The 1,867-nt window shown below is 34.0% G+C and carries 1 protein-coding gene; it reads right to left on the reverse strand.

The window, feature by feature from the left end; translation table 11 throughout:
• Window positions 1–141 precede the first annotated feature (141 nt).
• Window positions 142–1,725 carry a transposase gene (locus DFR79_RS15995; RefSeq protein WP_133516451.1) on the reverse strand — a complete coding sequence of 528 codons (1,584 nt, stop codon included), beginning with the start codon at window positions 1,723–1,725 and terminating at the stop codon, window positions 142–144.
• Window positions 1,726–1,867: the final 142 nt, after the last annotated feature.

The following is a 1,867-nucleotide window of genomic DNA, read 5'->3' on the forward strand; positions in this document are numbered from 1 at the left end:
ATATGATTGCACTGCGAAAAGTCTAAAATAATTCAAAAAATAAAAATCTAAAAAATTAAATAATGGTATTAGGACATCTGTCCGGTGATATTTGAGAATGTATTATTCCAGAACCATATATTTAGCCCTGGAGTGAACCTTTTAAGTGCATATTACCGGTTTTGATTTCATTTTTAATGCTCTGACTAGCTGTTTTAAGTTGTAGCCGATCATTTTGTACACACTACTGCATTTAGCCTTGAGCAGTCCTGTGACTTTGAATTTATCAAGTCCCTGTGCTCTTTTAAGGGCAGAGAATGTTCCTTCAACTGCAGCTCTTGAATTTTTGATTTCCTGATATTCTTCACCAGCCAGTTTGGCTCTGAGTTTATCTCTATCATGTCTTTTTTGAGTAAACCTGACAGTCATTGATTTTTTCTGTTCACTAACAGGACACTTTGATCTAAATTCACAGTCTTTGCAGGTCTCTTTATCAAACCAGGCAGCATAGGTATCACTGCTTTCAAGATACTTATCTCGTTCAGGTTTTTGTCCCATTGGACAGGAGATTATTCCCTGCTTATCAGACAGTGTAAAATTAGCAGTAGAATATTTAGGATTTCTGCCAGTTAATTCAGTTGGAATAATTTCAGTCTCAGTCTTTAAAGATGATTTGACAGAATCAGATCCATAATATGCACCATCAACTACAAGTTTATCAACTGGAGCTTTAATATTAATTTCCTCCAGTCTATCATTTAAAAAATCAACATCACTGTTAATATTAGGTTCCACAGAAACATCTGTAATCATCTGAACAGGATTATCTGGAGATGCTGTCTCACTGATATTACAGGAATATCCCTGATGAGACTTTAAACCCTTTTTGCGAAATGTTGCATCTTCATCATTTGGATTTTGTAGACTTGAAGATTCTATTTCAGCATCATCTTTTGCTTTAAGCTGGGAGCTGGTTTCTACTGACTGTTCTTCTACAACCCTACAAAGGTGATGATAAACTCTGGTATCATTGATACTGGCATCATTTTTAAATAGTTGTTTGACAGAGTTTAGTTTACCCAGAAGAGTATTTAGAATATCTTCTTTTTCATGGTTATTTAGGTATTCAGAAAAACTATCATCAAGAATCTGAAGAATATTTTTGTGGATTCTATTCTTTTGAGATTCAGATAATTCTCTGACAAAATTTTCAAAAACCTTACGCATTAACTGAATTCTGGAAAGATGCTTTATGTTAGCTTTTACCATCGTGGAATCCATACGCTGAATATCTGTATCAAGTTCAGCAACCTCTAAAAATTCAGCAAGCAGTTCGTTGAAAATTTCGTCCAGAGGATTTTCACCTGTTTCAGCCATGTAATCAACCAGATTTTCACGAAAATCATAGATAGTCCTCATACCTAGAGTTAACTGTCCGGCTCTTTTTAAGCCAACAGCTTTCATGAATCGGATATCACAGTGAAAAGAAGCTAAAAGTTCTTTATCGCTAAGATCAAGGAGATGTTTTAGAACTTCAAGTGAAGTAATTACTTTAACAGGGAAACATGGTCTGCCTTCATCTTCAGAATACATGTCAGCAAATTTATATTCATCAATATTATCGAAAATATGGGTTTTGAATTTACCAGGCCAGCCCTGATCCAGTTCTTCAACAATAGATTGAGGTAAATTAACATCAAAATCACCAAAAGCAACACTTTTATCTTCTTCATAGGGTTTAAACATGATTATCACTCCATAGCTTAATGATACTTTAATTATATCATATTTAAGAATGGATGCCCAGGTTTGAAGGCTTTGTTTTAGCAATATTTTTGTAAATTTAGTTCGTTTTGAATTATTTTAGACTTTTCGCAGTGCAATCATA

Origin of the sequence: Halanaerobium saccharolyticum, from assembly GCF_004362045.1 — a bacterium.
Lineage (GTDB): Bacteria > Bacillota > Halanaerobiia > Halanaerobiales > Halanaerobiaceae > Halanaerobium > Halanaerobium saccharolyticum_C.

What these genes read in the sequence shown, in the direction of transcription:
- DFR79_RS15995 (WP_133516451.1), bottom strand. Translation starts at nt 1,725, where the DNA reads ATGTTTAAACCCTATGAAGAAGATAAAAGTGTTGCTTTTGGTGATTTT.